Below are 23,070 nucleotides of genomic sequence, written 5' to 3' on the forward strand. Positions count from 1 at the left end.
AGCCAAGAGGGTATGCCCCCTATCGGTGACTCTGATATGAAGCTGTTGAAGGTATTGAGCCTGCTCATCGACTATCCGAGTAACGAGTTATTTGCCGACGATACCCTAGCGCAATGTCAGCAGATTGTAACCAGCTCGACGCTAATTAGCCCTGAGGTTCGGGCGCAAATTGTTGCTCTAATAGATGATTTGCTCAGCACGGACTCTTTAGAGGCGCAAGCGCGTTACGACGGTCTATTTGAGCGTGGTCGCTCTTTATCATTATGGCTGTTTGAGCATGTGCATGGAGAGTCTCGCGACCGTGGTCAAGCCATGGTGGATCTGATGGGTCAGTACGAAGCAGCTGGCTTTGAGATCGGTATCAAAGAGCTGCCTGACTATCTGCCTTTATATTTAGAGTTTTTGGCGTATCAAGCCGCAGTGACTGGTGACGACATTCAGATTCGCATGGATATCGCTGACGTCAGCCATATCTTGGCTTTACTGGCAGCGCGCTTAAAAGATCGTGGCAGCCTATATTTAGGTTGCTTCAATGCGCTGCTACAGATCGCTGGAAAGCCTTTAGAAATCGTTGATGATTATCAAGAAAAAATTAGCAAAGAGCAGCGCGATGACACCAAAGATGCGCTAGATAAAGAGTGGGAAGAAGAGGTGGTCGACTTTTTAGGGGCGCAGCAAGAAGAGCGCTGCCCATCCCAGACCAGTACGCAAAATTTAGCCGCCAAATCAGCCATTAAGAAACCAGCCAGTGCACCCGTCCACTGGGTCGACTTTAACAAGTCCTCAATGGCCAAAAATTAATAAGGAGATTAGATATGAACGTTGCCGATCCTGGTATCCAGTCGTTAGCCAATCTAAACTGGATACAAATCTTCACTTTTGGAATCTATCCCTATATTGCTTTGGCCATTGCTATCATCGGTACTTGGGTGCGTTTTGACTTGTCTCAGTATTCTTGGAAGACCAATTCTTCTCAGATGATGAGTAATAAAAATATGCGCTGGGCCAGTAATCTATTTCACGTTGGTATTATTATTGTCCTATTAGGTCACCTATTTGGGATGCTCACCCCACATTTTATCTACGAAACCTTCATCAGCGCAGCTCGTAAGCAGGTGTTAGCAGTCGTCGTAGGCGGGGTAGCTGGCGTGATCTGCTGGATAGGAATGGTGATGCTTATGTGGCGACGCTTTACCAATGATCGCGTCTCACATACCTCATCATTCTCGGACAAGCTGGTACTGGTGCTGCTATTCATCCAGTTAAATTTAGGTCTTGCTTCAATCTTTACCTCTATGCAGCATCTAGATGGCCTTACTATGATGAACCTTGCTGGTTGGGCGCAGGACATTACTATCCTCAGACCTTGGCACGCGGCAGCGCGAATCGAGCAAACCGATCTCATCTATCAGCTGCATATGGCATTGGGGATTACCTTAGTCATGATCTTCCCGTTCACTCGTTTGATTCACATTATCAGTGCACCTGTCTGGTATTTGGGTCGACGCTACCAGATCGTCAGACAAAAAAGCGCCCAGTAATAGTGATTTGAGCAAGCGTCAGTGACTACTGACATCCCGTACTGTCATTGTTAGCGCCATATCTTAGAGTGTGTTAAACCGTTTTAACGGCTAACTGAGTATGGCGCTGATAAAAATTATTTGTCCTACCCTATCCCTGTAACTTTTATAACTTCAACTGCGCAAATTATAGTTTTATCTCTATAACGCTGACTTAGCGCTATGTCTTTGCCAACCTGTGAGGTTATTAACACAGATATTTACATAAACATTCTTTAAAAATATATCTTTAAACCTCATACAGGGCATCAAAGCGCATTAGCATGAGTCGGCCTCAATTAAATTTGATCTTGACGACAATGACCGCTTTTAGCTTTTATTCTTTTTATAACCGTTATTGTCAATTAGGAGCCACCTATGGCCAGCCCAAAGACTATCGAAATCGTTAAATCTACCGTTCCTGTACTAGAAGAGCATGGCACTACCATCACCAAAGTTTTCTATCAAAATATGTTCGCCGAGCACCCAGAGCTGCTCGATATCTTTAATGAGACCAACCAAAAGATTGGCCGTCAGCAAAACGCCTTAGCGTCTACCGTTCTTGCCGCTGCCAAGCATCTCGATCAGCTTGAAGTCCTATTACCACAAGTCACGCAGATTAGCCACAAGCACCGCGCCCTACAGATTAAGCCTGAGCACTACCCTATCGTCGGCAAGCACCTCCTTGGCGCTATCAAAGAAGTGCTTGGCGACGCCGCTAATGACGATATTATTAATGCTTGGGCAGAAGCCTACGGCGATATCGCTGAAGTATTTATCCAACTCGAGCAAGCGATGTATGAGCAAGCAATGTGGGATGGCTTCGCGAGCTTTAAAGTAGTCGACAAGACGCTTACCGGCACAGATATTGCTGCTTTTACTGTTGTACCTAACCCCGATGCGACCAGTCAAAATAGCGATGAGGCGCAAAATATTGACCTTGATAAATTAACCTTAACCGCCGGTCAATACATCACGGTTAAGACTGACCCTGAAGACAGCGATCATTTAGCACTACGTCACTATTCGTTATGCTCGACTCACACTGACAAAGGTATTCAGTTTGCAGTACGCCGGGATAACCGCGATGAGCATCGTGGCCTCGTATCCAACCACCTACACGATAATGTCGAAGTCGGCGACACCCTCTTACTCTCCGCCCCTGCAGGCGACTTTGCCCTCGATAGCAGCTTGATCATGCAAAATGAGATTCCGTTAGCGCTTATCAGTGCTGGCGTCGGTATCACGCCTGTATTGGCAATGTTAGAGGCGCAAGTCAGCGCCAACCCAAAACGCCCTATAATCTGGGCTTATGCTTGTCAAAATGCCGAGCATCATGCTTTTAAAGCACGCGTAGAGGCATTATTAGAGCAAGCTGAGCAGGTTGAGAAGCATATCTTCTATTCTGAAGAGGGGCAGTTGTTAAATGAGGAGTGGCTGGCTACCTTGCCGGTTCCAGCTGATGTCTATACCTGTGGCTCTATGGCATTTATGGATAGCATCATTGATGGTCTTATCGCCCTTAAGCATAGTGCCGATAGCGTGCACTATGAGCCATTTGGACCTAAGATGAGTCTAAAGACAGCATAGTTTATAGACCATAGCGTTTATAGACATTAGCTTTTATGGCGAATCTACGCTATATCTGCTACAGAGCCATTGGCGAGATTTATACAGACTTAAGTCTATCGTGACTACTAGCAAGTAAATTTCACCAGTGGCTCATTAACTCATTAGCTGTTAATACAGTTGAGATCAATTTTATTAAATAGTGATGCTTAGCGAACCTTGATAATCCAGCCGCATCATCTCCTAAACCCTACATCCTTCACCTATTGTTAATCATTACCATTTTTTGCGGAGCCTTCCCATGACGGTCAGTACTTATAATCCTGCTACCAACAGCAATAGTGAATCCAGTGCGGCGCCTTCTAACGAAGCTTTGAGCAATGACGATAATATTCGTATCATGCCTACCAGCGCTGATCTCAAGAAGCCACACTCGGACAAAGAGCTCATCGAGCAGGCGCTAGCAGAAGAGCGCCGCGATCATAGCAATCTTATTGCCTCAAGCCGTGATGAGCTGCCGACGATTCATATTAATGGTGTCATGCTAGATAAAAAAGCTATTGCAGAAGAACTACAATACCACCCTGCTGATAGTAAAGAAGATGCGGTATTTCTAGCGGCGCAAGCCCTGGTGGTGCGTGAGCTATTAAAGCAGGCGGTACTGGCTGATCCTGAGTTAGGAGAAAACGCTTGGCAGCATGACGAGGAGCAAGCCATCTCCGCGCTTATTGACAAGCATGTTCAAGCCGCTACCCCAGATAAAGCCACTTGCGAGCGCTACTATCAGCAGAATCAGTCAAGCTTCGTCACGCCGCCACTGATGTCAGTGCGCCATATCCTACTGGCCTGCTTGCCTGAAGATGGTGAAGAGCGCTTGGCGCTTAAAAAGCAGGCTTATGAGCTGATTGAACAAATTACTCAAAGTAGCAATCCTACTGCTGAATTTATCGGGCTGGCTGAACGCTACTCTGCTTGTCCCTCTAAATCGCAAGGCGGTGAGCTTGGGGTTATATCCAAAGGCCAGACCGTCCCTGAGTTTGAGAGTGTGCTATTTAGTTTAGACAAAGGTCTAGCGCCCAGCCCTATTGAATCACGCTACGGCTTTCATATTGTTGAGGTTACTGACAAACAAGCTGGTATTCAGATGAGCTATGAGCAGGCCTATCCTGCGATAGCCAATCAGCTTAGTCAGCAGGCCTTCCACCATGCGTTATGTGACTATTTATATGCCCTAGCAGATTCGGCAGATATTGACGGTATCGAAATGGCGCTAACCCAAGAAAACATCTTTCGCGGCTAAGCTAATAGCTAAGCCAATAAAGCTATATTTTAATACTTTAACAATAGGATAATTGGTAAGTAACGCCTTATCTTGTGTTACTCTTGATTTGAATATATGACGGGTCCGACTATCATGATAACTGTAGAACAACTCCAAGCTGCGATTCATAAGCGAGTAGAAACTTTCAACCAGGCCGACTATCCACTCAGTGCTAGAGCACTTGAGCAAGTCGAGCTACTAGCCTGTCAGAATCAAATACTTGGAGAGGATATTGCCTCACCCTTTGATGTGCCAAGGCAGAATATCTCAGCAATGGATGGCTTTGCCTTTGCTAAAGGCAGTAGCTTAGAGGCGGGTAATAGTATAACGATCATCGGTGAGTCTCAGGCAGGCTCACCTTTTGTTGGGACACTAAATGCGGATCAAGGCGTGCGTATATTTACCGGCGCCGTCGTACCGCTCGCCTGCGATACCGTAGAGATGCAAGAGAATACGAATTTTGCTGATATTAAAGACACTTTAGATAAGTCTAAACCTTATAGTATAACGCTGAATAAAGCCGTTAAGCTCAAAAATAATATTCGCTACCAAGGCGAAGAGATTGCCAAAGATGAAGCGGTGCTAAGCCGTGGTAAGCGTCTTAACCCCACGGATATCAGTCTCCTAGCTAATCTAGGGATTGCTAAAGTATCGGTATATAAGCCCTTAACCATAGGCTTGCTTTCCACAGGTGATGAGCTAGTGGCTATCGGTGAGCCGCTTACCCATCAAGCGCAGATTTATAACTCCAATACCCCTACTCTCAAAAGCTTACTTAAACCATTACCGATTACTATTAATGACTATGGTATCATTCCAGACGACTTGTCAGCGACCACGCAGGCAGTAGCACAGGCCATGAGTGAATGCGACGTGCTCATCTCGACAGCTGGCGTTTCGGTAGGCGACTATGACTTCTTGACCACTGTCATTGAACAGTTGGGAAAAATCAACCATTACAAAGTCGCCATGAAGCCGGGCAAGCCCTTTGTATTTGGCGAATTAACACAAAATCTTGATACCCCAGTTCTATATTTTGGTCTACCGGGCAATCCACTATCTGCTGTCGTGGGTGCTTTAAATTTGGTCATTCCAGCTTTGTGGCAGATGACTGGCGCACTAGCCAGTGAAACACCTAAGACATTGCAGCTGACCGCCACCTTACTAGATGATGTCAAAAAATCACCAGGGCGCGTAGACTTTCAGCGTGGTATCTTGTCTCAAGATGAGTCAGGAGCGTATCAAGTTTCTGTCTTTAAGAGTCAACAGTCCCATCGTATCAAGCAGTTGAGCCAAGCCAACTGCCTAGTTGTACTAGCCAAAGATAGTGGTAGCGCTGCTGCTGGTAGTCAGGTACAAGTACAGCCTTTCCCTTGGCTATTAGCTTAAAAAGTGGTTAACTTAAATCAGCCGCTTTGTTGTGGGTGGAATGATCTTATGGCTGCTTGCTACTCTACTACCAAAGTAGTAGTGAGGATTCATAAGGTTAATGGTTAATCGCTATAAATCTGCCATAATACAATCTCTAATAATTTCTCTAATAATTTTCAACTCTCAACCTGAGGCAACGCTTAGAGCACACGACATATACGGTAACAAACTATGAGCCAAGCAGTCCGTCCTTTAGGGGATGCCCACCTATATATTCCCACGCCTTCTCCTCGAAGCAGTGATCTACCTATGTCTGTAGCCACGTCTGTGTCTTCATCTGTACCTACAACATCGGCTCCTGCTATAAACTCCTCAACCGCTAATATCTCAAACACGCAAACCACGCAAAAATTGACGGATAATTTCTCTCGGCAATTGGCCTATCTACGACTGTCCATCACTGACTTTTGTAATTTTAGCTGTGAGTATTGCTTGCCGAATGGCTATCAAGGCAAACGGCCAAAGAATGAGCTTACCGTTGCAGAAATTGAGACCTTAGTGCGCGGCTTTGCTCAAGTTGGTACCAAAAAAGTACGCATTACTGGCGGTGAACCCTCAATCCGCCGTGATGTGGTCGATATAATCGATACGATTAAGCAGACTCCTGGTATCGAGACGGTAGCGATGACCAGTAATGGTTATAAGCTTGGGCGTCACCTAGCCGCGTGGCAAGCAGCAGGGTTGAATCAAATCAACATCAGTATCGACAGCTTCGATGCGGCTACCTTTCATAGTATGACTGGCTTTAATATATTGCCGCAGCTGCTGACTGATATGGATCAATTGCTTGAGACCACGGACATTAAGCTGAAAATAAATAGTATTTTGATGGCAGAGACCGCCTTTGATAATCTCATTAATGCGATGGCCTACATCAAAGATCGCCCTGTGACCTACCGCTTTATTGAGTTTATGCAGACCAGTGACAATAGCGATCTTTTCTTCGCCCAGCATGCTCACTCAGCCCTGATTACCAATTATTTGCTTAATCATGGCTGGCGGGCGCATGAGCGTGGTAGTAACGATGGTCCAGCGGTAGAATACAGCCACCCTGACTATGTCGGTCGTATCGGTATGATCGCACCTTACGCCGCGCATTTTTGTGACAGCTGTAATCGTCTACGGGTGAGCAGTCAAGGCAAGGTACATCTGTGCTTATTTGACCAAGGCAATTATGACATTAGGCCTTATTTACAGAATCAAGACGTGGATGGACTGATCCAAACGCTACAAAGCTTTATGCCGATCAAGCCTGAGCATCACCATCTCCATGAGTCCGATAGTGGCATCATGCATAACCTATCGATTATCGGCGGTTAGAGAACCTAAAGCGTATAAGGCGCATGATGGCAGCGCCACTGTCTTCGGTTAAAGTCAAACTACAGAACAAGTAACTTACTGAATTTAACCTGCCAAATTTATTTTAATTATTAATTAAGGAGTCTCAATGTCCAAGCCTGAAGCGAAATTTATTCCACTTAATATTGCGGTTTTAACCGTCTCTGACAGCCGCACGCTAGCAGAAGATACCTCGGGGCAATATCTCGCAGACTCCCTCACCGCTGCCGGACATAATCTTGCCGATCGCAAGCTTATTACTGATGATATTTATCAGATTCGCGCCGTGTTAAGTGCTTGGATAGCAGACCCTAACGTTCATGCTGTGATTACCACTGGTGGTACAGGATTCTATATTCGTGACAGTATGCCAGAGGCGGCCAGCGTGTTATTCGACAAGAGTATCGATGGCTTTGGCGAGATGTTTCGTCTGATATCTAAAGATGAGATTGGCATGTCTACCGTGCAATCGCGCGCGATTGCTGGCATGGCGAATGGTACGGGTATCTTTTGCTTGCCCGGCTCCTCAGGGGCCTGTCGAACTGGCTGGGAGCAGATTCTAAAAGAGCAATTCGATAGCCGCACTCGTCCCTGCAACTTTGTGCCCCACTTTTTACGCAGTAACCCAACTCATGACTAATCAAACCAACAGTACGATCGACCCTGACACGACTGATAAGCTTGGTTCTACAGACAATAGCGACTTTTACGGCTTAGATAACCTAGCTGCTGTCGTTATTGTCGCAGGCGGCGAGTCAAAGAGAATGGGCTCAGCCAAAGCTCAACTCTCACTGCCCTCTAATGAGCGGCTTTTGGATTATCATGTGCGCCATGCCAGCCAGCTTGGCGTGCCAATTATGATCGCAGATAATGAGCGCGGTTTTACAGTGGATCAAGCGCTATTGCTTGACCCATCCACTGCCCCGCTACTGCATATCAAAGACTATCGCCCTACCATTGAGACAGCGGACAGTAAACCTGCTGGGGCATTGGCCGCTATTGCCTCTGCGATGCAGGTACTGACTGAGTTAGGTGGCAATCGAGCGTTATCCGCTAATGAAAGCCAAGCTTCAAGCACGCCAGAATGGCTGATGGTGCTTAGCTGTGACAGCTTAATTACGGCGACTGACCTGTGGCAAGTACTACAGCCAGTCTTAACCAGAAATACTGCTAAGGCCAAGGCTCAAAATCTCTCGCCTGATGATAGTCAAAAGCAGTCTGTGATCTGTCTGGCAGATGCTGATATTCCTTACCCCCTTTTGGGAGTTTATCACTTAGCTGTTTATCCTGAATTAATTAACTATCTGGATCGTGGTGAGCGCCGAGTGATTAAGTTCATTGAACCATTATACGAGCTGCTCCCTCTACCTTTAGAGTGGCAGCAGCTGGCTAATTTGAATACCCCAGATGACTTTAAAACGGCCTGTGCGCAGCTGTCGTTTTAAGCTCGCCGCTGCCTTATTCTTAGTTAATAAATCCTATATCCATTATCTTTAGACTGAAAAATGCTATGAGCGAATCACATTCTCAAACACCACCTGCTACTTTATCGCATCTCGACAGCGATGGTGATATCCATATGGTGGACGTCAGTGCTAAAACAGCGACGACTAGGCAAGCTTGCGCCTCAGGCTACGTGCGTTTTCCAGCAGATATCTATGCTCAAATTAAAGACGCCGACGGCATGACTAAGAAGGGTAGCATTACCCAAACGGCACATATCGCGGGCATTATGGCAGCCAAGCGCACCCATGACCTAATTCCGCTCTGTCACCCGCTACCACTAGATAAGATCGGTCTTACCTTTAGTTATGAAGACGCCGGTCACGCCATTGCAGTGACAGCGACGGTCAAGGTAACGCATAAAACTGGCGTTGAGATGGAGGCGCTAACAGCAGTCAGCGTCGCCTGCTTGACCCTATACGACATGACCAAAGCATTATCGCATGACATTATTATCGATAATATTCGGCTGGTTACCAAAACGGGCGGTAAGTCGGATTATCAGCAGCCGTCTACCTGACCTCTATAAATCAATGGGAATGATCGATTAATAATTTAGTACCATTTATTACCATCAGTAGTACTATCAGGAAAACCCAATATGAAAATTACGGTCTTATATTTTGCCAGCTTAGCCGATAAAGCTGGCATTGCTCAAGAAACATTGACGCTTGAGCCGCCAGTAACGCTACCTGAACTGTTTGAGCAACTTAATGGCCAGTATCATTTTGGCCGTGAGCAGTCGCAACTTGGCGTCGCTATTAATGATAGCTTTGCCGAGTGGTCAGATATGATTGAGGATGGTGACCAAGTTGCCTTTATTCCGCCAGTCGCTGGTGGTTAACTTATTAAAGCTTATGACCTTCGCTATTAATGCTGCTTAGGCTATTTTTATTGTTTAAAGCACATCTCCTTAGATAGCAAGTGATACTCATAATGACATTGAGCAAGTGGATACTATGAATAATTCAAACTCTAAAGCAGAAGATACTGTTCATGAGCGCTCTATGCGTATCAATCGTAGCGCCGACGAAGCTTATAGCATTGCCCAGCAAGACGGCTTTGCGCTATTAGATATCGCGATTGACGAGGTCAGACTTAAAAACATGCTACAAGATGACAGCTGCGGCGCTTTAGCTACCTTTGAGGGCTGGGTTCGCAACCATAACAACGCTACTCAAGTATCCAAGCTCACCTACTACGGCTACGAAAACTTAGCGCTCAATCAAGGCCGCGCTATTATTGCAGAGGCCAAACGCCGCTTTGATATTACTCAAGCGGTTGCCATACATCGTATTGGTGCATTAGAGATTGGCGATATGGCGGTCTGGATTGGCGTGGCCTCAAGCCATCGCTATCCGGCATTTGATGCCTGCCGCTGGATACTAGACACCATTAAGGCTGATATTCCTATTTGGAAGCAAGAATACTACGGCGATAACTCTTCTGAGTGGCTGAGCAACAACGGATAAACTCGAAAGAATCTATGGATGAAGTCTGGGGTCAATTTTAATAATCAACTTTAATCATTAGATTTGATGTTAATAGAATTGATATTAACAGTAACTCGGTTTCACAACCGCCTACTTAAAAGGATTATTATGAAACGTGCCAAACAACTCCAGCCTTTATCCCGCGAGCATCATTTAGGCCTTCATCTTGGCCGTCATGGCAGAGAGTGCCCTGATAACCCTGCACAAATTAACCAACACTGGACCGCGCTGACCAACTATATTAATAAGGACATGACGCATCACTTTAGTATTGAGGATAATCTATTAGTCAATGCGTTAATGCCCTTTAAAGAACAAGATCCGGAAGTGGCAGCGGTACTGAAAACTCTCGAAGCGCAACATCATGAGTTAGACGAGTTATCGCAATTACCTGCCGGTCAAGATACGCCTACCATCGAGCAAGTACATAAGCTTGCTAACGCCCTCTACGCTCATGTGCGCTTTGAAGAGCGGCAGCTGTTCCCTACTGCTGAGCAGTTTCTAAGCGAGGCAGAATTGGACGAGATCTACGCCGCTAGCGCTGACAATGTCAAAAAGATTGATGAGCATCGATAACCGTAGCTCGAATGATTTTAGCGGCCTGCGGTTTAAATAAGCTGTTAGCCTTTTATAAGACAAGTTTTGTGAGACAAATTTACGAGTTAAGTTTGCTCGTTAAATGCCTATCTATAAGCCAATTTACAAGGAGTTACCATGAGTCATCAAGTGATACCTAGCCATTGGCGAGTAAAGCGCTCCACGCCCTTTTTTACCAAAGACAATGTTCCCCAAGCCTTACTGACGCATCACAATACTGCTGAAGGGGTGTTTGGTCAGATTTGCGTGATGCAAGGGGTCGTTACCTTTTATGGCTTTGCTAACGAAGAAGCGACAGAGCCTGAAAAAAAGGTAGTGATTAATGCGGGACAATTTGCCACTAGCCCGCCGCAGTATTGGCACCGCGTAGAGTTAAGTGACGATGCCCAGTTTAATATTAACTTCTGGACTGACCCAAGCTTAAGCAATAGCAAAGAAGCTGGCAGTAATAAGATGTTTAACAGCTCTAAAATTCATAGCAAACCTATTGAAAAATTATTTGATAAACCAGAAGACAAGTAAAATCATTGCGTTTAAAAACCACTAAAAAATAAGGTGTTGACTAAAAAAGCCAACACCTTTTATCTCAATAAGCTAATACTTAACGTATTTATTATCAGCATGTTTATTAGTTATGAGCGCTGGCCAAACTTATTGACGCTAGCAATGAGACTGACCATGACCATACCTAGGATGATAAGCACAAGGGACATGGTGTGCGCCGCCTCATAGTTTAGTGACTCCACCTGCTCGTAAATGGCAATAGACACCACCTTGGTCTCCCCAGCGATACTGCCACCAATCATCAGCACCACGCCAAACTCACCAATTGTATGCGCAAAGCTAATCAAACTACCAAGAATGATACCTACTTTGGCCTGCGGCAGTGCCACGGTCATAAAGCGGCGCAAGCGGCTAGACTCTAATAGCTGCGCCATCTCCGTCACACTTTTTGGAATTCGCAAAAACTGCGCATACACCGGTTGAATATAAAATGGCAGAGAGTAAATGATAGAGCCGATGACCAAGCCCTCAAAGGTAAAGGCTAAGGCACTAATATTATGCCGAGCGAGCCAGTGACCAACGCCAAAGCTCGGACTCATCAGCAGTAGTAAGTAAAAGCCAATGACAGTCGGCGGCAGCACTAATGGCATAGCAATCACCCCCATCAGCACTATCTTAAAGCGCTCAATGATACGTCGAGGGCTAGGCTTGGCCAACCAATAAGCGAGCGGCGTAGCGACCAGCAACAAACACAAAGTCGTGACGCCAGCTAGCTTGATACTCAGCCAGATTGGCCTGAGCATATCTAGCAAAAGCGGTGATAAAAGAGACGATTGCAGCATCTTAACGTCGATGTCAGTGGGTGGTCGCTATAGTCTACTTGACTGCCTACTGAACCGCTACCGATTCTGAGGACTGCTGAACAGGCAGATACCCTGCTCGTGCAAATTGCTGTTGACCTGCCTCAGATTGTAAATACTCTGCAAAGTCGGCAGCACTAGACGACTCAGTGATGACTACGCCATCTTGCAAGATTGGTGGATAGGCGTCTGCAGGTAAGGTCGCAAACTGCGAATCGGGCGCCTTAACTGCCACTACCTGCGACTGTGCCACAAAGCCATAATCGACATTACCCGTGTGCGTATACTGAAAGGTCTGACCGATATTTTCAGCTTGGATTATCCGCTTTTGGGCGGTTAAATCTTGATAGAGCTGCTGCGACTCAAGGTAAGCTTTGGCGGATGCGCCATACGGTGCAAGCTCTGGATTAGCGATAGCGATCTTACTCGTCGGCTGCGAATTAATAATAGCAGTCAACGAAGTCTGGCTTAACGGGCCGATAGGTTGAGATTGCGTCACACTATATAGTGCCAATTGTCCTCGAGCATAAGTAAAGGGCTGCCGCGCTGGAGTATTTTGCCCCCGCTCTTGGATGAGCTTGGCAGGATAGTCTTGATTGGCAGCCAGATACAGATCATAGGGCGCACCCGCCTGAATTTGGGCAAATAGTTTCCCTGATGAGCCATAGGTTACCTCTATATCTTGCACGGATGAATGATGCTCAGCTTTATAATCGTCAATAATGAGGGGTAAGACATCGGCAAGGTTAGCTGCAGCAGCAATGTGCAATACAGCACCCTCATTCGCTGAAGCAGAATCTGCAAGCGTGCGCTTAGCTTGACTTTGATCACTACAAGATATCAGCGCCACACTACTCGCTATAATCGCCCCTGTTAAAACTTTAGATCTAAAACGGTAACTCACTTCAATAACTCCCAAAGCATCTGTTCATTTTGGACAATGTCCGCCAATGTATAGCCATCCATTACGGCTATAAAAGCTATTGTGGCTTCTCTGAAGATTCGCTTTAACCGGCAAGCTGGCTGAATAGCACAGGGCGCGCCTATACGCTCTTTTTGGCCAGCATCTGCGGTCTTATTCATGACTTCAAAACAAGGCACAACATCAAAGTCCGGTTCAGTTTGTCGAACCACATCGCCAAGATTAATCTGTTCGGCAGGACGACCTAAGCGAATACCGCCATTTTTCCCACGGACACTTTCAATAAATCCTAACTGGGCCAATTGATGAATAACTTTCGTTAAGTGACTCTTCGATATCTGATAACTGTCCGCTATCTCGCTGATGGTGGCAAGTTTAGTCGCGTCAGGCATCACTGCCAAATACATTAGAGTGCGGAGCGCGTAATCGCTATAGTTGGTTAAGCGCATAAGAATCCTATAGACTGGAGTTTATATCCAATAAAATGGATTAAAAGATGAGTATATAATGCCATATTTCAAATGAATGTTATAATAAACCATTGATTAATAGCTACTCCGAGACTTAAGCTTTATGCTCAATTACCTTTTAATCGCGCATTTATTAGCGGCAACTATCTGGACCGGTGGCCACTTAATATTAGCGATTGGTGTTCTTCCCAAGGTGCTGATTAGCCGCCACATCGAGACTTTGATCGCTTTTGAAAGTCAATTCGAAAAAGTTGGCATGCCAGCCTTGGCTATCCAAGTAGTAACCGGCTTGTGGATGGCGCACAGAATGCTGCCAGATGTCCACTCTTGGTTCACCTTAAACAATGATATTAGTATGTTAATCAGTCTGAAGCTGGCAATACTCCTGACGACAATTATCGTTGCGCTTCATGCTCGCTTTCGCGTCATCCCCACCCTTCAAGACAGCTCACTTAATTGGTTCGCAGCCCACATCTTTACTGTCACTGCCTTGTCCGTAGGCTTCGTCATTGTGGGCAGTCTATTTCGCACTGGGCTTGGTTAACAAATACAGCAGTTAGCTCAAGCATAAATTAGCTTATAAAATACTATCGTAAACCAATAACTGCGCTCTAATAACCTTATACTTCCCTTGATACAAACTCATAAAGTGACTGAGATCGAATAAGGGTCGAATAATTATTCCCAGCCACTCTATAGACCGTTAATGCCTCTTAGCACTATTAACCAAATAGCTTATCTGGTCTTGGTTTTGACAATATCGGGATATAGGTAATGCAGAATAATACAAAGCAGAGTATCCAAGCCGACTGCGCTATCATCAACCACATGGTGTAATAATCCATAGCAACTAGCGGTAGCAAAACCCGAAAGACAAAAGCACACCCCATTAATACAAACATCGCGACGACCGCTTTTGGTGGCTGATGAATACTACGACCCGTATGGCCTAAGGATACCCTCGACATCATAGCAACCGTCATCATACCCACCCCTGAGATAGCTAAGGCATGAACAGCAAGGCTATGGCTAAAGCCTAACCACGGCTGAATCGCAAATAAGGCAAAGGCCAAACACATGCCCAAAAATGCTAAGTACAGTGACCAAAGCAATGGCTTTTGCCAAATACCGCGATGATACCAGCCTAATAAGCGAATGACATTGACCAAGCCTACGCCCAAGGCGCTCATACTAAGCAGATATTTATTGGGATAGAAGACATCAACGATCAAAAATACCAAGAAGGTCAACAAACTCAGCACATCAAGTACGCGGCTGTTTTTAACCTGCACTTCTTTATCACCGTCAAAGCTAATGCCCCGCTCGATAAAGAACGGTACTACGCGGCGGCCGATCGTCAGTACAATACCAAGGATAAGATAAAGACCGAGATAAACCCCAATGCGGACGTACTCCATATTGCCACTATATATACCCCAGTAGCACAGGCCATTGCCGATAGTTAGCAAGGTCAATTTAGAGATAATCCCCATCTGTTTATATTGCTTGACGCTCATAACTGCTTGGGTAATCACGCCGGCACTCCACAGCATAAAGAGCAAATCAAATATTGCCGCTATGGCTAACCAATGCTTGGGGCTTCCTACGCCTACGCCCACAGCAATCCAACCGAACCGCGCCAACAGCCAACAGCTAAATATACCCAGCAGACGATAACCATAAGGCATCATAACCCCAGTCCAAGTCTTAACCGCCGTCAGCAAAAAGCCGGCAATAATCGCCATCGTGTAGCCATATAGCATCTCATGAGCATGCCAATAAAGTGGGTTAATGGTCATGACATCGATCTCAGTCTTGCCCATGAACACAAATACCCACAACAGCATTGTCACAATGGCAAACACTGCTCCACCACTAAAGAAGATACGAAAGGCAAGATTTAAGATAGCATGCGGTGACGTTGGTCGATCACTGGGAGACTGAATTTGCAGCATCATAGCGCCTCTGGCTTAAAGGTATATTTAAAATGAATGTTTATGTATAAATTATAATACATTAGCCTCTAGAAGCCTAGTAAGTAATTTGCACTCAGATCAAATGACGTTCGTTTAGTCATGCTGTGATTCTCTTAGAACATACCTTCTGTTAGCGCGCCACCTCTATTAGCTTATAAGGCTTCAAATGAGCGCGATTTTTGTCAGTCAAAGCAAGTCTTGTAGAGAATATACTTATATTGTCTACAACATTATAAAGATTGACCTAGCTAACCATCAGCGTCATAAAACATCCGTCTCAATAACTAAGCGTTAAGCCCTTATACGCTATAAAGTTTATATGACCTACCCCACGCCGTGCTGTCTTTATCATTGCCAGCTGTTAGTCTCAAAACTGATAATGATTAATCGACAAAGTCAATAAATGGCTTGTCTAAATTTCCAGTGAGCTACGCGCGCTCTGGCAAATGGCTTTTATTGCAAAGGCTGACTTGATAAAAGAACAATATGAGCTAAGTAATAATGCGGACCGTGAGCTTATTGAGCTAACGCGAATCTATGAACAACGTGGTCTTGGTCCTACACTTGTTCATCAAGTCGCTGTCGCTCTGACGCGGCATAACGCGCTCGAGACGAGATTGGCTTGACTGAAGGTAGCCAAGCCAGACCTTTTCAAGCGACCGTAACCTCCGCGTTGTCATTCATGATTGGCGCTATTATCCCCATTATCGGTATATTATTATTACCCATGCCCTGCATGATTTGGTCATTGGCAATCCTAACTTTGGTAGGGCTAATTATCCTAGGTATCGCCTCAGCAAAGCTAGGTGGTGCGCCTATCATGCCTGCTACCTCACGCGTCGTAATCTGGGGAATATTAGCGATGCTTGCCACCTCATTAATTGGCCGCTTATTTGGCGTCACTGTTTCGACATTACATTGAATAATGGCTGGTTTTACTTTGATAAGGACAGAATAATCTTAGCAGTCAGTGTGCTGGGATGGAGGGGACTTTATAACATGAGCGTTGCAGATCACTTTTTTAATCATGCGCTAGTGTCTGTGTTACTGTCTTGATGGATAGCTTGTGGTATTGCAGCTTTCATATTCCCCACCAAAAACCCAAAAAAACGTGCGATTAATCCGATAGCTCAATGAGCACCGCTTATCCAGACCGGTAGTGAATAGTAAACGTACTGCCACCTGACTCGTTGGTTTGATGGATCAGCCTCCAGCCTAGATGCGTCATGATGCGTTGCACGATACTAAGGCCTAGGCCGCTACCTTCAATGATAGCACTAAGCTGAGCCTCACTCTTATTACACTGTTCATTACTATCAGGCATAACCGCCGATATATTCTCCATGCCACGCTCAAAGCGCTTGTACAGCAGTGGCATCATCTCATTTGAGATACCTACCCCTGAGTCTGCTACTGTTATGGTTTGTTTATCGATAGTGAGGGTGACTTCACCTTCATCCGTATATTGAAAGGCATTCTTGATAAGATTGCCCAGCGCCATTTTGAGCAACTCAGGTCTTACATTTGCCGTATATTCTCGCTCGGCCACTATCTTGCAACTGACGGGCTTAAAGCGTAGCAAGTAGCTAAGGCGATTAACCTCACTAGTCGCAATATTATTAATAGAGGTAACGGGGGCGTCTAGCTTTTCTGGAGCGCGAGATAATAATAATAGGGCTGTGATAATCCCTGACGTCTCTTTTGCTGTGGTATTAATACGATTGGTAAATTCATTAAGCTTACTGCCCTCAGGCAGTTGTGAGGACAATACCTCGGCTGCGCCCATGATGATTGTCAAAGGGGTCCGCAGCTCATGGCTCACATCGCCGGTAAACAGCTGTTCACGTTTCAGATAGTCGGCTAATTTATTGTTTTTTTCATCAATGGTGCGAGCTAGCACGCCTACCTCTGAGGGCAGGTGGGTAAGCTCAGTTAAGTTTTGATGGTCGCTCTCGACAGCTTGTTTTAAGTCCAATAAAGGTTTAATAATGGCTTTAGAGGACAGGTAGGAAAATAAAAAGGCGATGAGCAGGCTCATAGCAACGGCAACCCACAGTGCAGTATAAAATATACTTTCAAAGTGCTCAAAGATAGCTAAGACAGGATAGTCCGAATTATCCACTTCGCTGTTTTCTAAATAGGTCATGATATAGCGTTGACCAGCTTGCTCATAGGTAAAAAAGTGCAACTCATTGTCTTGCTGATTAACGATAACCGGCATCTCTTGAACCATCGAGGTGGCCAGCTCTTGCAATTCAGCAGGCGCACTGCCAAATTGATAAATGGTAATACCAGAGTTGGTGGTATAGATAGCTTGGTTGCCATCAGCCTCTTGACTCAGTTGTAGCTGCTGAATTAGCCGACTTTTAACCAAGGCTTTTTCAATTTGACCTTCTGCTGTGTAAAAGATACCGACGAACGTCGCACACAGTAGTACCGCGAATATAAAGTACGATAAGCGAAATTTATTAGCGATTGAATCAAGATTGAGCATTCTATAATTCAATCCATACCGTAATCGTCGCAATCATTAAGGCCCGTCCTATATCTTATCTGTCTGGCACATTCATTCAGCTTGCAAATGAGGCTCGATAATCTGATACCCCACACCAGTCACGGTGATTATCATCGGCTGGGCAAAGGGTCTGTCTACTTGCTGACGGATACTATGCAAGTGAGTGCGTAGGGCATCACTACTCGGAATGTCTTGACCCCAGACCTTTTCTTCAAGCTCTGCTTTACTCACTACCCGCGGCGATGCCGTCATTAACACCTGCAATATTTTAAACCCAGTTGGGGTAAGCTTGATGGTCGTTTGTTCCCGCTTGGCGGTGTGCTCATCCAAGTTTAATGATAACGGACCGACCTCTATGTGCGCGCAAAAATGGTCATTATCATATCGGCGAATCAGCGCCTTTATTCGAGCCTCTAATTCTACCAATGAGAAAGGCTTGACCAGATAATCGTCAGCGCCACTTTCAAAGCCTACCACTTTATCTGCTATAGTATCGCGGGCTGTCAGCATCAAAATAGGCGTCTTGTTATAAAACTCCTCTCTCAATGTTCTGCATATTTTGATCCCGTCCATTCCTGGTAGCATGACGTCCAATAGTATGACGTCATAGCGGTTAGTCGAGACCAATGCCAAGCCACTTTTACCATTATGAGCATTATCGATCTCGAAGCCTTTTGCCTCAAAAAAAGCATAAATATTGGCCACGATATCTGGATTGTCTTCAATAATTAAAATCTTATGCATGGTGCTACTCTGATACAAGCTATGGTAAAAAGCGGGTGATTTTATAAAAACCAGATATCTATTATAGGCTTTAGGACCTCAGTTTAAAAAAGGCCGGTTTGTCCACCGTCTCTTCTGTAGTAATACCAAAAAAGCTCAATAAGGTAGGGGTTATACCGTCGTGGGATACTGGCTGATTTAACTGAGCTTCAATACTACCCGCGTCAATAGGGCCATTAGCAGGTGACCAAATGATCAGCGGTACGTGCTTTTGCGATTCGGGTGCGACTTTATACGGCAGCCCATGTAGATAGATATTATTTTCACCCAAGCTCTCCCCGTGATCACTCATATATACCATGACAACATCATAAGAGTCTTGGTACTTCTTAAGCGCTTCGATAACTGAATTTAAGAAATAATCAGTATAGACAACAGCATTATCATACGCATTGATTACCGACTGCGTATCACACTTTGATAGCTCATTGCTCATACAGACTGGGGTATATAGCTCGAACGCTTTAGGATAGCGCTTGTAATAAGCCGGACCATGATTGCCCATTTGATGCAATATGATAAGCATGTCTTTATTTACAGAGTCTACACTATTGTCAGAGACTGTACTTGCAGGCTTAGGTGGGTCAGCGATCAACTTATCAAAACCAGCCAACATGCCCATATCTCGGCACTCTTCATCACAATCAGGATTAGTATCTGGCGACTTAAACTCCTGATACACCACTCTATCCGCCACCCCTTTTGAGCTAGAATTATTATCTCGCCAGATGACATGGATACCTTGTTGGCTTAGGGTGTCCAGCACATTTTCCTGATAATTAGCCTCATCCATATTGTAATTATTACGGTCCATATAACTGAACATACACGGGACAGAATAAGCCGTAGAAGTCCCGCAAGAAGTAGCCTCTTTATAGCTATAGACATCTTGCTGCTTGCTCAATAGCGGCGTAGTATTGCGACTATAGCCATTAAGACCGACATGATCAGCTCGTACCGTCTCTCCCACGACAAATACCATGAGCTTCGGCTTGGCTAAGCTGGAGACCGTCCTTTTGGCATCTGTGGCACGTGGCGTCATGGTGTCTGGACGGCGCCAATCATCAAAGCTATCTTTTGCCAGTTTTATCACAGAGTATATTGGGGTGACTGGATTGGTGTAATAGCGTACTTGCTTGTGCTGACGAAAGAAGCTTGCGTATTGGTCACCAAAAGGCAGTATACATACCGCAGCCAGTGCAATAGCGGCTAGCAAAGTAATGATTTTCTGAAGCGTTGCTCGCTTGACGGGCACTCGCTTAAGTCGTAGCTTTGCTATGATTATGGCAGGCACTACACCTACCAGTAACACGCGAACGATAAAGCTGGGCGCAATTAAATCCATCGCTTCAGCTTGGTCGGTCTGCAGGCCATTGATGAGCATATTGCTATCAAATATCGTGCCATAGCTGTCCGTAAAATAACCACAAATTGCGGCAATCATAACCATCGCAATCAATACTGCTTTTGTCGTAAGCCGGTAACATAGCAACTGTAACAGCAGCCAGAACAGACCAAATAATAACCCTATCATCGATATGATAAAGCCAAAATTAGTGGCAAAAGGATACACCGCTAATACTTGAGCAAAAAAACCCAAGTTAGCCGTAGCGACTAAATAGAGCGCGGTGATGCCGACCAGTAGGTTGTGATTGATGTCTTTAGGTAACACACCATATTTAGTGTGCTTAGAGAGGGGCTTGGTTTGACTCATCGTAGACAGCTTCTAAACAACTAGGAATAAAATAGCTGGAGAAGATAACAAGAAGCCCGTTAAGAAAATGTTAAGCGCAGTGGAAAGAGGTGCTACTTTATAGAAGCGCCTACTAGCAAACATTTGCTATCGCAGACATGGTGAAGGCAAGACACCTTATGCGTTGTATCTTACTTCGCTATCCTTATAATTTCTTAATACTTAATCTGAGATACCACTCTCCATAAGTATCTTGCTAGAATAGCGTTCTTTTAAAGTTGAGATTATGACCCCTAGCCCGCAGCCCGCCCCTAATACTCGCCAGCTACAATATTTCCAAATGATCTTAATGGGCATCAGCGCCTTTGTGGTCAATACCACAGAGTTCGTCCCAGTCGCGTTGTTAAGTGACATCGCCAAAGACTTTGCTATTACTACCGCGCAGACCGGCTGGATGCTGACGCTTTATGCGTGGATTGTGGCTGCCATGTCATTACCGCTCATGCTACTGACTGGCAAGATGGAGCGTAAGCGCTTACTTTTAACGGTATTTGCGGTCTTTATTATCAGCCATGTGCTGTCCGTCGTGGCATGGAATTTTCAGATCCTCTTAATTAGTAGAGTGGGAATTGCCCTATCCCACGCCATATTTTGGTCGATTACCGCTGCGATAACGCTTCGGGTCGCACCAGAGGGCAAAAAAGCCTTGGCGCTGAGTATCCTAGCGACAGGAACCTCATTGGCGATGGTATTAGGAGTGCCACTAGGTCGGCTGGTAGGCCAATGGTTTGGCTGGCGTGCAACATTTGCGGGTATAGGAGCGATTGCCTTTGCCGTTTGTATACTACAAGCCAAGCTCCTACCTACCCTGCCTAGCATGTTTGATGGCTCTATCAAAAAAGTGCCTGAGTTGCTCAAAAACCCTCTATTAGTCTGTCTGTATTTGTTCTGCTTTGTAGTGTTTACTGCGCACTATACCGCTTACTCTTATATCGAACCCTTTATGCGTGAAGTCGGCTCAATCAGTGCCAATGAAGCCACGCTGGTACTATTGATATTCGGCGGCGCAGGGATTATTGGTAGTGTGCTGTTTAGCTATTGGGGGGATAGGTATAATAAAGCGCTGATGGTGATCGCTAGCATATTGCTGCTCCTATCGTTGCTTACGCTCACGCTAGCGGTGACCTCGATATGGTCGCTCACCATACTGGCGCTCATCTGGGGCGCTGTCTTGATGATGCTGTTGCTCGCCGTTCAGGCCAAGGTCATTATGATTGATTTAAAAGCGCAGGATATGGTGATGTCGATGTTCTCAGGAATTATCAATCTTGGCATTGGCGCTGGAGCATTGCTTGGTGGCTATACCGTCGCTCATGCTTCTTTATCGAGCGTAGGGTTTGTGGGGGCAGGCGTCGCTAGCGTGGCTTTGCTATTGATGATATTTATGGTGCGGCGCTTTGTGGCCTTGCGCTAAGCGCTTGGGGTTCTGCTTATTTAAGCTAATGACTATAGATTATCACACGCAAAAAACGTTTCATAAATACCCATTTGATGAACCGTTACCCAGTAAAGGAAAGGTGCGTTGCTACTTATTGTAGGTAACCATCCTTAGGAGTTATAGCAGGTGGTAGCTCGCTCTCGCCTAACGCCTCTAACAGGTTGATCTCAATAGTTCGCGATAGTGTCGTTAGTGGCAGCTGATTGGCCGCCAAGCCAAAAGGATCTTCCAACTCTTCACTCAGAGTATCCAGCCCAAAAAAGGTATAGGCAATAACCGCACTAATCAAAGGCATGGCCCAGCCAAGAGAAGACGCTAGTCCAAAAGGCAACATGAAGCAATACAGATAAGTCGTACGATGGACCAATAGCGTATATGCAAAGGGCAGTGGCGTATAGTGAATACGCTCACATGCCGATAATACCAACGTCATAGAGGTGACCCGCTCGTCCATATTTTGCAGCATGTGCTCTGATACTAGGCGCTTCTGCCTAATACATCCAAGCTCTTTACCCAATAGTCTAAGCAGATACTCGGGTACATTGGTTGCCTCATGCAGGGCTTGGTGATGCTCTGATGCCACCCATCGATCTATGTCCTCCCAAGGCTCAGTATCTCGAAGGCGGTGACGCAAAGCATGGGTAAAAGCGATACTCAGCTCTATAATACGCCGTTGACTGATCTTCCCTCTGTCAGTGGTCTCATCTATAAACGAGATGGCTTGACGCGCCAAGCTACGAGTATCTACCACCAGCTGCCCCCACAGTGTCCGCCCCTCCCACCAGCGTTGATAGCTGGCATTATTGCGAAAGCCAAGAAACAGCGATAGTGCAATGCCCAATAAAGTAAAAGGCGCTGAGCCAAACGACGCAAAAGACCTTGGGTACCAGTGCTGGACAGTCGATATTAGGGTACTAAGCAAAGTGATGAGCAGAATCTGTGGAAAAATCTTAGGAATAATTGACCCATGCAAGGTAAATAACATCTTAAAAGCATTTGGTCTATGCCGAACAATCATGTCAGCCTCCTAGTGAGAGA

The 23,070-nt window shown here is 45.5% G+C and carries 25 protein-coding genes; 17 read left to right on the plus strand and 8 right to left on the minus strand.

Going from position 1 to position 23,070, the window contains the following annotated elements; all coding sequences use genetic code 11:
• The first annotated feature begins 12 nt into the window (after window positions 1-12).
• From narJ to EGV92_RS01925, 13 genes are all read left to right on the plus strand, one after another.
• Window positions 13-801 (plus strand): nitrate reductase molybdenum cofactor assembly chaperone, encoded by a 789-nt coding sequence (narJ, locus tag EGV92_RS01865; protein ID WP_131668067.1) that lies wholly within the window; start codon window positions 13-15, stop codon window positions 799-801.
• 14 nt (window positions 802-815) lie between these two features.
• Complete coding sequence (narI, locus tag EGV92_RS01870) at window positions 816-1,541, plus strand: respiratory nitrate reductase subunit gamma (RefSeq protein WP_131667514.1); 726 nt, start codon at window positions 816-818, stop codon at window positions 1,539-1,541.
• A gap of 396 nt (window positions 1,542-1,937) precedes the next feature.
• Window positions 1,938-3,149, plus strand: coding sequence for a globin domain-containing protein (locus EGV92_RS01875; protein ID WP_131667515.1), 1,212 nt, complete (start codon window positions 1,938-1,940; stop codon window positions 3,147-3,149).
• Window positions 3,150-3,429: 280 nt separating this feature from the next.
• Window positions 3,430-4,428: a peptidylprolyl isomerase gene (locus EGV92_RS01880; RefSeq protein ID WP_131667516.1), complete on the plus strand. Its 999-nt coding sequence runs from the start codon at window positions 3,430-3,432 to the stop codon at window positions 4,426-4,428.
• Window positions 4,429-4,542: 114 nt separating this feature from the next.
• Window positions 4,543-5,838: a molybdopterin molybdotransferase MoeA gene (locus EGV92_RS01885; protein WP_131667517.1), complete on the plus strand. Its 1,296-nt coding sequence runs from the start codon at window positions 4,543-4,545 to the stop codon at window positions 5,836-5,838.
• A gap of 213 nt (window positions 5,839-6,051) precedes the next feature.
• Window positions 6,052-7,200, plus strand: a complete 1,149-nt coding sequence (gene moaA / locus EGV92_RS01890; protein ID WP_242678562.1) for a GTP 3',8-cyclase MoaA — start codon at window positions 6,052-6,054, stop codon at window positions 7,198-7,200.
• 127 nt (window positions 7,201-7,327) lie between these two features.
• Window positions 7,328-7,858, plus strand: a complete 531-nt coding sequence (gene moaB, locus EGV92_RS01895) for a molybdenum cofactor biosynthesis protein B (protein WP_131667518.1) — start codon at window positions 7,328-7,330, stop codon at window positions 7,856-7,858.
• Window positions 7,851-8,663: a molybdenum cofactor guanylyltransferase gene (mobA, locus tag EGV92_RS01900; RefSeq protein ID WP_131667519.1), complete on the plus strand. Its 813-nt coding sequence runs from the start codon at window positions 7,851-7,853 to the stop codon at window positions 8,661-8,663. The genes moaB and mobA overlap by 8 nt, the downstream gene beginning before the upstream one ends.
• A 65-nt stretch (window positions 8,664-8,728) precedes the next feature.
• Window positions 8,729-9,241 carry a cyclic pyranopterin monophosphate synthase MoaC gene (gene moaC / locus EGV92_RS01905; protein ID WP_131667520.1) on the plus strand — a complete coding sequence of 171 codons (513 nt, stop codon included), beginning with the start codon at window positions 8,729-8,731 and terminating at the stop codon, window positions 9,239-9,241.
• An 81-nt stretch (window positions 9,242-9,322) separates the two neighbouring features.
• Window positions 9,323-9,565 carry a molybdopterin converting factor subunit 1 gene (gene moaD, locus EGV92_RS01910; protein WP_131667521.1) on the plus strand — a complete coding sequence of 81 codons (243 nt, stop codon included), beginning with the start codon at window positions 9,323-9,325 and terminating at the stop codon, window positions 9,563-9,565.
• A 163-nt stretch (window positions 9,566-9,728) separates the two neighbouring features.
• Window positions 9,729-10,193 (plus strand): molybdenum cofactor biosynthesis protein MoaE, encoded by a 465-nt coding sequence (locus EGV92_RS01915; RefSeq protein WP_423227887.1) that lies wholly within the window; start codon window positions 9,729-9,731, stop codon window positions 10,191-10,193.
• A 129-nt stretch (window positions 10,194-10,322) separates the two neighbouring features.
• Window positions 10,323-10,790: a hemerythrin domain-containing protein gene (locus tag EGV92_RS01920; protein WP_131667523.1), complete on the plus strand. Its 468-nt coding sequence runs from the start codon at window positions 10,323-10,325 to the stop codon at window positions 10,788-10,790.
• A gap of 138 nt (window positions 10,791-10,928) precedes the next feature.
• A complete protein-coding gene (locus EGV92_RS01925; protein ID WP_131667524.1) occupies window positions 10,929-11,333 on the plus strand; it encodes a TehB family protein in 405 nt (134 codons plus the stop codon).
• A gap of 110 nt (window positions 11,334-11,443) precedes the next feature.
• Here EGV92_RS01925 and modB read toward each other — a convergent pair whose 3' ends face one another.
• From modB to EGV92_RS01940, 3 genes are read right to left on the minus strand one after another with little or no spacing between them, the layout of a single operon-like run.
• A complete protein-coding gene (modB, locus tag EGV92_RS01930; protein WP_131667525.1) occupies window positions 11,444-12,157 on the minus strand; it encodes a molybdate ABC transporter permease subunit in 714 nt (237 codons plus the stop codon).
• 46 nt (window positions 12,158-12,203) lie between these two features.
• Window positions 12,204-13,079, minus strand: a complete 876-nt coding sequence (gene modA, locus EGV92_RS01935) for a molybdate ABC transporter substrate-binding protein (protein ID WP_242678563.1) — start codon at window positions 13,077-13,079, stop codon at window positions 12,204-12,206.
• The gene (locus EGV92_RS01940) at window positions 13,076-13,546 is read right to left on the minus strand and encodes an Rrf2 family transcriptional regulator (RefSeq protein WP_131667526.1); all 471 of its coding nucleotides are present in this window, start codon (window positions 13,544-13,546) and stop codon (window positions 13,076-13,078) included. Before EGV92_RS01940 ends, modA begins: the two co-directional genes overlap by 4 nt.
• Before the next feature lie 124 nt (window positions 13,547-13,670).
• Here EGV92_RS01940 and EGV92_RS01945 point away from each other — a divergent pair, with 124 nt between their 5' ends.
• On the plus strand, window positions 13,671-14,111 hold the full coding sequence (locus EGV92_RS01945; protein ID WP_131667527.1) for a CopD family protein: 441 nt from the start codon (window positions 13,671-13,673) through the stop codon (window positions 14,109-14,111).
• 178 nt (window positions 14,112-14,289) lie between these two features.
• Here the strand turns inward: EGV92_RS01945 and EGV92_RS01950 are convergent, their stop codons facing one another.
• On the minus strand, window positions 14,290-15,525 hold the full coding sequence (locus EGV92_RS01950; protein ID WP_341352794.1) for an NnrS family protein: 1,236 nt from the start codon (window positions 15,523-15,525) through the stop codon (window positions 14,290-14,292).
• Between the two features lie 464 nt (window positions 15,526-15,989).
• On the opposite strand from EGV92_RS01950, the gene EGV92_RS14165 reads away from it, so the two are divergent.
• A complete protein-coding gene (locus tag EGV92_RS14165) occupies window positions 15,990-16,169 on the plus strand; it encodes a VIT1/CCC1 transporter family protein (protein ID WP_242678564.1) in 180 nt (59 codons plus the stop codon).
• Entirely contained in the window at window positions 16,166-16,465 is a 300-nt protein-coding gene (locus tag EGV92_RS14170) for a VIT1/CCC1 transporter family protein (RefSeq protein ID WP_242678565.1), read from the plus strand. The genes EGV92_RS14165 and EGV92_RS14170 overlap by 4 nt, the downstream gene beginning before the upstream one ends.
• A gap of 222 nt (window positions 16,466-16,687) precedes the next feature.
• Here EGV92_RS14170 and EGV92_RS01960 read toward each other — a convergent pair whose 3' ends face one another.
• The 3 genes from EGV92_RS01960 to EGV92_RS01970 all read right to left on the minus strand — a co-directional run bounded on the left by EGV92_RS01960 (window position 16,688) and on the right by EGV92_RS01970 (window position 20,555).
• Entirely contained in the window at window positions 16,688-18,037 is a 1,350-nt protein-coding gene (locus EGV92_RS01960) for a sensor histidine kinase (RefSeq protein WP_131667528.1), read from the minus strand.
• A gap of 72 nt (window positions 18,038-18,109) precedes the next feature.
• Window positions 18,110-18,802 carry a response regulator transcription factor gene (locus EGV92_RS01965; RefSeq protein WP_131667529.1) on the minus strand — a complete coding sequence of 231 codons (693 nt, stop codon included), beginning with the start codon at window positions 18,800-18,802 and terminating at the stop codon, window positions 18,110-18,112.
• 70 nt (window positions 18,803-18,872) lie between these two features.
• Window positions 18,873-20,555, minus strand: coding sequence for a phosphoethanolamine transferase (locus tag EGV92_RS01970; RefSeq protein ID WP_131667530.1), 1,683 nt, complete (start codon window positions 20,553-20,555; stop codon window positions 18,873-18,875).
• 265 nt (window positions 20,556-20,820) lie between these two features.
• Between EGV92_RS01970 and EGV92_RS01975 the strand changes: the two genes are divergently transcribed.
• Entirely contained in the window at window positions 20,821-22,008 is a 1,188-nt protein-coding gene (locus tag EGV92_RS01975; RefSeq protein ID WP_131667531.1) for a sugar transporter, read from the plus strand.
• 115 nt (window positions 22,009-22,123) lie between these two features.
• On the opposite strand, the gene EGV92_RS01980 is transcribed toward EGV92_RS01975, so the two are convergent.
• A complete protein-coding gene (locus EGV92_RS01980; protein ID WP_131667532.1) occupies window positions 22,124-23,050 on the minus strand; it encodes a bestrophin family protein in 927 nt (308 codons plus the stop codon).
• Window positions 23,051-23,070: the final 20 nt, after the last annotated feature.

Origin of the sequence: Psychrobacter pygoscelis, from assembly GCF_004335015.1 — a bacterium.
GTDB classification, from domain to species: Bacteria; Pseudomonadota; Gammaproteobacteria; order Pseudomonadales; family Moraxellaceae; genus Psychrobacter; species Psychrobacter pygoscelis.

What these genes read in the sequence shown, in the direction of transcription:
- EGV92_RS01920 (WP_131667523.1), top strand. Translation starts at nt 10,323, where the DNA reads ATGAAACGTGCCAAACAACTCCAGCCTTTATCCCGCGAGCATCATTTA.
- EGV92_RS14165 (WP_242678564.1), top strand. Translation starts at nt 15,990, where the DNA reads ATGGCTTTTATTGCAAAGGCTGACTTGATAAAAGAACAATATGAGCTA.
- EGV92_RS01960 (WP_131667528.1), bottom strand. Translation starts at nt 18,037, where the DNA reads ATGCTCAATCTTGATTCAATCGCTAATAAATTTCGCTTATCGTACTTT.
- EGV92_RS01965 (WP_131667529.1), bottom strand. Translation starts at nt 18,802, where the DNA reads ATGCATAAGATTTTAATTATTGAAGACAATCCAGATATCGTGGCCAAT.
- EGV92_RS01980 (WP_131667532.1), bottom strand. Translation starts at nt 23,050, where the DNA reads ATGATTGTTCGGCATAGACCAAATGCTTTTAAGATGTTATTTACCTTG.
- moaC (WP_131667520.1), top strand. Translation starts at nt 8,729, where the DNA reads ATGAGCGAATCACATTCTCAAACACCACCTGCTACTTTATCGCATCTC.
- mobA (WP_131667519.1), top strand. Translation starts at nt 7,851, where the DNA reads ATGACTAATCAAACCAACAGTACGATCGACCCTGACACGACTGATAAG.
- moaA (WP_242678562.1), top strand. Translation starts at nt 6,052, where the DNA reads ATGAGCCAAGCAGTCCGTCCTTTAGGGGATGCCCACCTATATATTCCC.
- EGV92_RS01945 (WP_131667527.1), top strand. Translation starts at nt 13,671, where the DNA reads ATGCTCAATTACCTTTTAATCGCGCATTTATTAGCGGCAACTATCTGG.
- modB (WP_131667525.1), bottom strand. Translation starts at nt 12,157, where the DNA reads ATGCTGCAATCGTCTCTTTTATCACCGCTTTTGCTAGATATGCTCAGG.
- EGV92_RS01925 (WP_131667524.1), top strand. Translation starts at nt 10,929, where the DNA reads ATGAGTCATCAAGTGATACCTAGCCATTGGCGAGTAAAGCGCTCCACG.
- EGV92_RS01975 (WP_131667531.1), top strand. Translation starts at nt 20,821, where the DNA reads ATGACCCCTAGCCCGCAGCCCGCCCCTAATACTCGCCAGCTACAATAT.
- moaB (WP_131667518.1), top strand. Translation starts at nt 7,328, where the DNA reads ATGTCCAAGCCTGAAGCGAAATTTATTCCACTTAATATTGCGGTTTTA.
- EGV92_RS01880 (WP_131667516.1), top strand. Translation starts at nt 3,430, where the DNA reads ATGACGGTCAGTACTTATAATCCTGCTACCAACAGCAATAGTGAATCC.
- EGV92_RS01875 (WP_131667515.1), top strand. Translation starts at nt 1,938, where the DNA reads ATGGCCAGCCCAAAGACTATCGAAATCGTTAAATCTACCGTTCCTGTA.
- narJ (WP_131668067.1), top strand. Translation starts at nt 13, where the DNA reads ATGCCCCCTATCGGTGACTCTGATATGAAGCTGTTGAAGGTATTGAGC.
- EGV92_RS01915 (WP_423227887.1), top strand. Translation starts at nt 9,729, where the DNA reads ATGCGTATCAATCGTAGCGCCGACGAAGCTTATAGCATTGCCCAGCAA.
- EGV92_RS01940 (WP_131667526.1), bottom strand. Translation starts at nt 13,546, where the DNA reads ATGCGCTTAACCAACTATAGCGATTACGCGCTCCGCACTCTAATGTAT.
- EGV92_RS01885 (WP_131667517.1), top strand. Translation starts at nt 4,543, where the DNA reads ATGATAACTGTAGAACAACTCCAAGCTGCGATTCATAAGCGAGTAGAA.
- moaD (WP_131667521.1), top strand. Translation starts at nt 9,323, where the DNA reads ATGAAAATTACGGTCTTATATTTTGCCAGCTTAGCCGATAAAGCTGGC.
- EGV92_RS01970 (WP_131667530.1), bottom strand. Translation starts at nt 20,555, where the DNA reads ATGAGTCAAACCAAGCCCCTCTCTAAGCACACTAAATATGGTGTGTTA.
- EGV92_RS01950 (WP_341352794.1), bottom strand. Translation starts at nt 15,525, where the DNA reads ATGATGCTGCAAATTCAGTCTCCCAGTGATCGACCAACGTCACCGCAT.
- narI (WP_131667514.1), top strand. Translation starts at nt 816, where the DNA reads ATGAACGTTGCCGATCCTGGTATCCAGTCGTTAGCCAATCTAAACTGG.